The sequence below is a fragment of the Flavobacteriales bacterium genome, from assembly GCA_013001705.1.
GTDB lineage: Bacteria > Bacteroidota > Bacteroidia > Flavobacteriales_D > JABDKJ01 > JABDLZ01.
Map to the genome: position 1 here is coordinate 1 of JABDLZ010000215.1, position 8,357 is coordinate 8,357.

Annotated in this window: 7 protein-coding genes; 5 read left to right on the plus strand and 2 right to left on the minus strand. The window is 48.7% G+C overall.

The annotated features are described in order from the left end of the window. A partial coding sequence (gene eno / locus HKN79_08740; protein ID NNC83651.1) for a phosphopyruvate hydratase occupies positions 1-307 on the plus strand: 307 nt, incomplete at its 5' end. An 86-nt stretch (positions 308-393) separates the two neighbouring features. On the opposite strand, the gene HKN79_08745 is transcribed toward eno, so the two are convergent. Next, on the minus strand, positions 394-1,386 hold the full coding sequence (locus tag HKN79_08745; protein NNC83652.1) for a hypothetical protein: 993 nt from the start codon (positions 1,384-1,386) through the stop codon (positions 394-396). A gap of 79 nt (positions 1,387-1,465) precedes the next feature. Next, positions 1,466-1,927 carry a TrmH family RNA methyltransferase gene (locus tag HKN79_08750; protein ID NNC83653.1) on the minus strand — a complete coding sequence of 154 codons (462 nt, stop codon included), beginning with the start codon at positions 1,925-1,927 and terminating at the stop codon, positions 1,466-1,468. Between the two features lie 75 nt (positions 1,928-2,002). Here HKN79_08750 and mutS point away from each other — a divergent pair, with 75 nt between their 5' ends. The 4 genes from mutS to HKN79_08770 form a co-directional block, all read left to right on the plus strand. Then, positions 2,003-4,633 carry a DNA mismatch repair protein MutS gene (gene mutS / locus HKN79_08755; GenBank protein ID NNC83654.1) on the plus strand — a complete coding sequence of 877 codons (2,631 nt, stop codon included), beginning with the start codon at positions 2,003-2,005 and terminating at the stop codon, positions 4,631-4,633. A 42-nt stretch (positions 4,634-4,675) separates the two neighbouring features. After that, on the plus strand, positions 4,676-6,022 hold the full coding sequence (locus HKN79_08760; protein NNC83655.1) for a carboxypeptidase regulatory-like domain-containing protein: 1,347 nt from the start codon (positions 4,676-4,678) through the stop codon (positions 6,020-6,022). 225 nt (positions 6,023-6,247) lie between these two features. Then, positions 6,248-8,143, plus strand: coding sequence for a ComEC family competence protein (locus HKN79_08765; protein ID NNC83656.1), 1,896 nt, complete (start codon positions 6,248-6,250; stop codon positions 8,141-8,143). After that, on the plus strand, positions 8,140-8,357 hold a 218-nt coding region (locus HKN79_08770; protein NNC83657.1), incomplete at its 3' end, for an endonuclease III. The genes HKN79_08765 and HKN79_08770, both read left to right, overlap by 4 nt.

Here is an 8,357-nt window from a genome sequence, read left to right on the forward strand (position 1 = left end):
GGCCAAGGGGATCGAACAAGGAGCTGCCAATTCCATTTTGATCAAGGTCAATCAGATAGGGACCTTGACAGAGACCATCGATGCCGTGAATCTGGGTCGTATATACGGCTACACCTCGGTGATGAGCCACCGATCTGGAGAGACAGAAGACACCATCATCGCTGATCTGGCAGTGGCCTTGAATACAGGTCAGATCAAGACCGGTTCATTGAGTCGATCGGACCGTGTCGCTAAGTACAACCAACTTCTACGCATCGAAGAACAGCTGGGTCAGTTGGCCTATTATCCGGGAAAGAACTTCAGATAAGAGAGAATACGATTCGCTTCAAATGAGAAAAGGCCGTTCATTCGAACGGCCTTTTTTGTAAAATCTCTTCTTAGCAATACGCTGTATCAGAATACGATACGTTTTCCTTTCTTCGGACCGAAGCGTTTTCTACGATAGGGTCTTTTACCCAGCTGATAGGACACAGTCGCCTGTACGAATAGATAGGCATCATTGTCATCGGGGTCACCACGCTGAGCTCCTGTGAAGGTGGAATTCAGATTCACTTGTTCACCGTTCTCATCGATATAATATCCCAGACTAGGGTCGGCAAAATAGGCCGCCAGCAGGTTGTCTTGAGGACTTAGCCCCCGTTGATTCATCAACTCGGTCTCGTCATAATAGACGGTACTCACATCATCCATATAATCGGTGAACGTGATCCGGTGTCCAATCTCGATACCCACCATCCAATCGTTGTTCACCACCCTCCATCTATAACCTATTCCTAGTGGAATGGCTATGGAATAAAGTGAATAGGGTTCTTCTTCGATATTCTGCCCTTCTGTTCCCAGCGGTTGCAATTCATACCAAGTGTCTCCCAATTTCCCTTTGGGATTGAAATGTATCCCCGCAACGCCTATAAATCCATAGATATTGGCCTTCCTGGGTTTCTGGCCTTTTACACCTGCCAAATTATATCGGTGTCCCGGTCTGATATTGAAGATCTGGTACTCGAATATGGCACTCACCTCATACAACTTGGATTCGAAGTGCAGATTGCGATTGAAGCGGAATGGTTCTCTCGTAAGTGCGTCATCGCCTCCGATCTTGGCATAGCTGAAATGACCACGGATCGAAGTCTTGCTGCTGGTCACGTATCGGATACCGATAGACAATGCAGGTTTGAATTCTTTGGTCTCCAAGTCCCAGATGAAGTCTGAACCGATTTGATCTCGGCCACCGAGTTCTCCAAGGAAGTTGGAAGCACCTACCCCACCTAGAATATACCAACGGTCCTTTTTCCAATACCCTTGATTCCTATAGAATTGAGCATTGAGCTCTTGTCCAATGAACAAGAGTATCAAACAAGTGATAATGAGGTTCAGTCCGCGTTTCATGGTGAAGTAGTGGGTTTTCAATGGCACTACAAACCCCTAAGTTAAGGATAAACTGAGATATAGACCAAGTGAGAGTCAGTCAAGAATGCGATAGATGATGCATGACAATCCCAGCGCAGACGCTCACATTCAGCGACTTCTTGATGCCCTTCTGCTCGATCTCCCAAATTTCATCTGAATTCTCGAGCCAGTCATTCGAGACTCCTTGCACCTCATTTCCAAGTACGATAGCCAGAGTGTCAGACCCTATCGATCCTGCTTCTGGGAGCTCGATAGCACTACCATGCTGCTCGATCGAAACGATTTTGAATCCAGCATCCCGAAGCTCTTCGAGAATTTCAGAAGATGATTCGAAATGTCGCCAAGCCACACTTTCTGTCGCACCGAGGGCCGTCTTATGGATATCCCTGTGAGGGGGCCGTGGAGTGATTCCTACCAGGATGATCTCATCCATACCAAAAGCATCGGCTGTACGGAACACCGATCCTACATTGTGATGGCTCCTTACATTATCTAGAATCACTTTGACTCTTCTGGGCATGGAGAGGCTGTTGACAAATGGAAAGTGGAAAAATAGGCATATCTGAAGACCACGCTTAGTTTCGTGGTCAAGTAGATGGAGTTAGATTCTAAGAAGCAGACCAAGAAGGGCAAAGCGGTCAAAGAGACCCCTTTGATGAAGCAGTATAATAGCATCAAGGCCAAACATCCGGATGCCCTATTGCTATTTCGTGTGGGTGATTTCTATGAGACCTTCGGTGAGGATGCGGTGCGTGCGGCAGAGATCCTGGGTATAGTCCTGACCAAAAGGAAGAATGGTGCAGCCGCCTTTGTCGATCTGGCCGGATTCCCCCATCACTCCCTTGATACGTACTTGCCCAAACTGGTCAGGGCCGGTCTTCGTGTAGCCATCTGTGATCAATTGGAACTCCCATCTGCCACGAAGAAGATCGTGAAACGCGGAGTCACCGAATTGGTCACTCCTGGGGTAGCCTTCAACGATGAGGTCCTCGATAGGCGGAAGAACAACTTCCTAGCAGGCATATTCCCAGATCAAGGCAATTATGGAATCGCTCTTCTGGATATCACAACGGGTGAATTCTTGATCGCAGAAGGAGATCATTCCTATGCGCATAAGATCCTTCAAGGTTTCGGTCCGAGCGAGGTGCTCATTTCGAAGTCAGAAAGAACCCTTCAGGATGAATTATCCGAAGAATACCACACCTATGCTCTGGATGATTGGGTATTCGATGAAGAGACCTCTCGCGAGCGCATTTTAAGACATTTTGGGACCACCTCACTCAAGGGTTTCGGTGTAGAGGAGATGCATACAGGAGTTACTGCTGCTGGGGCTTTGATGCATTATCTGGGGGAGACACAGAATGACCGCTTGGAGCATATCACCTCCATTTCACGTATCGCATCTGAAGAATACGTCTGGCTGGACCGATTCACTGTACGGAACCTAGAACTTTTCGACTCCAACCATGCAGGAGGTCGCTCATTGCTGGATGTCATGGATCATACCGTGACGCCTATGGGAGGGCGCCTTCTGAAACGATGGATGCTTCTTCCACTTCTGGATATCAAGCGGATCTCAGAACGTCAGGATGTCGTGCAATTCCTATCTCAGGATGCATCGATCGCAGAGCATCTCAGCGGTATCATCAAGCCCATCGGTGATCTTGAACGGATGATATCCAAGGCGGTGGTACAGAAGATCAATCCAAGAGAATTGAACCAGTTCCGCAGGGCGCTCGAGATCATGCCGGAGGTCCAGCAGTTCTTATCTGATAGTGGCCAAGAAAGACTTCAGATACTGGCCGATCAGATCAATCCTTGTCATACACTTCTCAAGCGCATCCAAGACCAATTGGATGAAGATGCACCGGTGGTATTCGGAAAAGGCAAAGTGATCAAGGATGGTGTCAATGCTGAGCTGGATGAGTATAGACAGATCGCCTATTCAGGGAAGGACCAATTGATAGCCTTACAGGAGAACGAATCTGAGAAGACCGGAATCCCTTCACTCAAGATCGGATACAACAACGTTTTCGGGTATTATCTCGAAGTGCGGAATACCCATAAGGATAAGGTACCCGAGGAGTGGATCCGCAAGCAGACATTGACCCAGGCTGAGAGATACATCACTCCTGAATTGAAGGAGTATGAAGAGAAGATCCTGAATGCCGAGTCGCGCATCGGAGCGCTCGAGCAGGAACTCTACACCGAACTTGTACGCTCGGTGAGCGACCAGATCAAACCTATCCAGCACAATGCATTTGTTATCGCTCAGCTCGATTGCCTGCTCTGTTTTGCCAAACTGGCACTGAAGAACAGCTACATACGACCTGTAGTGGACGAGTCTACTTCCTTGGATATCCAAGGAGGACGACACCCGGTGATCGAGATGAATCTTCCACTTGGTGAAGCCTATGTGGAGAACGATGTCTATCTCGATACGGAAGAGCAGCAGATCATCATCATCACCGGACCCAATATGTCGGGTAAATCTGCGCTCTTGCGGCAAACGGCCTTGATCGTGCTTCTCGCTCAGATGGGTTCATTCGTCCCGGCCGAAGCAGCTACTATCGGCCTGGTGGACAAGATATTCACCCGTGTGGGTGCTTCTGACAACATCTCTTCAGGTGAATCCACATTCATGGTAGAGATGAATGAGACGGCCAGTATCCTCAATAATCTCTCATCGCGCAGTTTGGTGTTGTTGGATGAGATAGGAAGGGGGACAAGTACCTATGATGGGATCAGTATTGCTTGGGCGATCTCCGAATTCATTCATGAGCATCCCTTGGCCAAGGCCAAGACTCTCTTTGCTACGCACTATCACGAGCTCAATCAAATGAGCGAGGAGTTCTCTCGGATAAAGAACTACAACGTCTCTGTAAAAGAGGTGGATAATAAGGTCCTCTTCTTACGCAAGCTCATCCCGGGCGGAAGTGCGCATAGTTTTGGAATCCATGTGGCCCGGATGGCCGGGATGCCAGCCCTCGTTCTTCAACGGGCAAACCAGGTGCTTTCTTTTCTTGAAAAAAGCCACACCAAGGAGAAGAACACGCAAGAACTCACTGCAGCTCAGCAGGACATGCAATTGAGTTTCTTCCAGCTGGATGATCCTATTCTCGAACAGATACGAGAAGACATCCGGGATATCGATATCAATACCCTCACTCCGGTAGAAGCTTTGATGAAGCTCAATGAGATCAAGAAAGTGATCGGTGGTCAATAAGTGATTTGTGGAATTCCCATGGGCCGTGCATCTTTATGACAGATGCGTCTAATTGCTGTCATACTCTTGCTTCTGGCCACCTTCCTTCTCAGTGCCCAAGATTCGGTCATCGTTCGCGGGGTAGTGCTCTCAGCAGATACCGATTCACCTATTGAGGGCTCCCATATACGGGTAGTCGAGGGCGATGGTACTGCCGTTACTGATGATAGAGGAAGGTTCACTGTTCAAGTATCACGGCAAGGAGCTTCTCAGATACGAGTGGAGGTCAGACATCTGAATTATGAGGCTGAGCTAGTACGCTTCCGGTTGGCAGAACTCCTTGCAGGAGAGCCCATCCGCATTCGCATGAATCCCATCGTCCATCCGCTGGGTACAGTGGAGATCCTTTCGGAATATGCTCCAGAAGTCATCTATGGAAGTCCGAGACATAGCATAGCCGATTATGAGTTCTTGGGTGATTCCATCCTCATACTCACGTATGAGAAGCGATTGGAAAAATCCGCTAAACTCTATCTGCTGAATCAGGATCTTCAGGCAGTGGATTCAGTCAGCTTACCCTTGCGATTGAAGGCCATAGGCTTAGAACGAGATTACGCTGATGAAGTGTATATCAGAGGAAGAGAGCGCATGTATCAAGCAGTCTTTGATGAATACGGTCTGCGGGCGATCCGTATTGACAAAGACCAGTATGAGCAACAGATCGTGCCTGTGATCGCTCAGGTAGATGATCGATTCGTCTTCCATACCCGATCGGAGCATCTACCGTTCTTCGAGTACTATGTCTACGATGGAAAAGTCGAGACCTACACGCACCTCCTTCGCATCGCAGATGAGGATATGCTCACCATGTGTCGGGCAGAATACAAGTATCTCAGCACCCGAGACAAGTTGAATATGTTCCGTATGGAATTGGAGACTGGGGTAGAGAAGGAGTTGCTCACTTGCATGGCCAGTTTCGAAGGGGTGCCTTACTATCGAACCCCCTATGCACCTGCATTCCAAGAAGAGCAAACGGTGGTCGTTTTCGATCATCCGGCCGAGCTGATCCGCAGGGTGGACCTTGACGGTGCTCCGGTGGACTCCGTACCCATCCACTATCATGCATACCATAAAGTGATGAACAACCCCTTTCAGCGGGTGGTCCACGACCTGGTCGGGGGAGAATTCTATGCGCTCATGCAACACCCTGGTGGAAGAGCGAATTTGGATAGGATCGATATGGAAACGGGTAAGACCTCACGGGTGTTCACATTTACCTATGACTATCCAGAAGCCGTACAGGTAAAGGGGGGAGAAGTGTTCTATACCTACCGCCCTTTTGGCTCTCTTCAAAAGAAGTTCCTCTATCAAGAAGTTATAGTGGATCCGCTACCCTTAGTAGCACATTGAATTCGATCCATTAATTTTCCCTCAAATTCTCTGAGGTGAATTTTTTCAGTTGGAAATCGGTCCCTTTCGTGAGATTCTTGCTCCCACTGATCATCGGGATCATTGTGGGCGTCTTCATAGGAGCACTGCCGGTCGTTTATCTATCCTTTCTGATACTCGGCTTGACAGGGGTGATACTTACGCAATTGACGCGCCATATTGCTCGTAGGGTCTTCCTAGCGATGGATGCTCTTATTCATCTCGTCCGTGCTGCTAGGCTTGGGAATGATGCTGGTCGATTTGAATACCAGCATAGATCGACCCGATCATTTCAGCATGTATGAGGATTCGGAACTACTCTCGGGCCGGGTCATCGACTCACCACAGGAAAAGAAGAAGAGTACCAAGGCCGTACTCCACATCGAACATGCTCTGGTAAATAACACTTGGGTCCCCGTAGAAGGAGATCTCCTCGTGTATCTGGAGAAAAGCGAGCAGTCCCAATCCTTGGAGATAGGAGATGAGATCAGTTTTGTAACTGCCTTTCGAGAAGTAGAGGGCCCAGCCAATCCCGGGCAATTCAATTACAAGCGTTTTCTCTCATTCAAGGATATCTACCACCAGCAGTACCTCCGGTCCGAAGATTGGATAATGAGTGGAAAGAACTGGAGCCTGAGAAGGTCATCGGAGCGGATACGTTCCTTCTTCATCGAGAGACTTCGTCACATAGAGATGGATCGGTCTGAGATGGCCATTGCCTCAGCCCTTCTGCTAGGTAAGAAGGACGACCTCGACCCAGAATTGATACAATCCTACGCCAGTGCAGGCGCGATGCATGTGCTCGCGGTCTCCGGTCTCCATGTTGGTATCATCTTCTTCATCCTTCGCTTCTTATTCAAGTGGATGGACCGATGGAAAAGAGGCGTGCTCATAAAATCGATGATTCTCATTCTCTGTCTGTGGACCTATGCCTTCATCACCGGACTATCGCCCAGTGTCGTGCGTGCAGCTACTATGTTCTCTGCCGTTACGCTCGGTACAGGTTTGAATCGGAAGAGCGATATCTATAATACCGTTGCGAGTTCCGCTTTCGTTCTGCTGGTGGTCAATCCATTCTATATCATGGAGGTGGGCTTCCAACTGAGTTATCTGGCGGTAGTGGGAATCATCTACCTCCACCCCAAGATCTATGGATTGCTCTACTTTCCTCAATGGCTGCCGGATAAGATATGGGAGATCAGTTGTGTGTCCATTGCAGCACAATTGGCCACTTTTCCCTTAGGCCTGATGTATTTCCATCAGTTCCCCAGTTATTTCCTGTTGAGCAATCTATTGGTCATTCCTGCTGCATTCTTGATTCTTTATCTGGGCATCATCTATCTGGTCTTGGGCTGGATTCCAGTGGTGGGGATTTGGTTGGGCAAGCTCCTTTCTGGGACTATCTGGGTTCTCAATCAAGGCGTGAGCTGGATCGAAGGCATACCGTATTCGCTCATCAAGGGCATAGATATCGATATCGTGATGTGTTGGGTAATCTATGCCGTGGTGATGGCGATGATCATCGCCTTGAACTATCGAAAAAAGCAGTGGTTCTTCTTCGCACTGATCGGTATGACGGGGATTCTGGGCTGGCAGATCTATGAATCGATGTCCTTCAAACGACACCCGCACCTAGTGGTCTATGATGTACGCGGAGAATCCGTGATCAACTTCCTTCACTCTTCAGAGAATCTCATCTACAGCGATTCCACTTGGCAAACGGACAAGAGTAAACAGCAGTTCCATCTTAGAAATTGCTGGAATATGCATGGGGCTCCTGAACCGCAGTTCTTCCGCTATGGAGAACATCCGGAAATAGAATGGGTGAATGAGAAGACCCTTATTTATCAGGATTGCAGCCTTGTACTATTTGATTCGAGATGGAATCAGGAGACCGATTCGGTAAAAGTACCGGTCGATTATCTGGTGGTGAGTTATCACCGTGGAATCACACTAGAACCCATCTTGGAGACGATCGATCCAGATCTCATCATCCTGGATGGGACCATCCGAGGTCGTACCATAGAGAGATTGAGAGGGGAGGTAGGTGAACACGCGCTCCACGTCATCAATGAAGATGGATACTTTCGCAGGCGGATATGACCAAAGCAGAGCGCGTACAATTCGTCATCGACACCTTGGAGGAACTCTATCCACAGGTTCCCGTCCCGCTGGATCACACCGATCCCTATACCTTGCTGGTGGCCGTACTGCTTTCTGCCCAGTGTACCGATAAGAAAGTGAATGAGATCACCCCAGAACTCTTTGCCATGGCCGACAATCCCAAGGATATGCTGCGTTACGAAGTGGCAGATAT

Excerpts from the sequence above, each read along its gene's own strand:
- HKN79_08765 (NNC83656.1), top strand. The coding sequence starts at position 6,248 with ATGCTCTTATTCATCTCGTCCGTGCTGCTAGGCTTGGGAATGATGCTG.
- HKN79_08760 (NNC83655.1), top strand. The coding sequence starts at position 4,676 with ATGCGTCTAATTGCTGTCATACTCTTGCTTCTGGCCACCTTCCTTCTC.
- mutS (NNC83654.1), top strand. The coding sequence starts at position 2,003 with ATGGAGTTAGATTCTAAGAAGCAGACCAAGAAGGGCAAAGCGGTCAAA.
- HKN79_08745 (NNC83652.1), bottom strand. The coding sequence starts at position 1,386 with ATGAAACGCGGACTGAACCTCATTATCACTTGTTTGATACTCTTGTTC.
- HKN79_08750 (NNC83653.1), bottom strand. The coding sequence starts at position 1,927 with ATGCCCAGAAGAGTCAAAGTGATTCTAGATAATGTAAGGAGCCATCAC.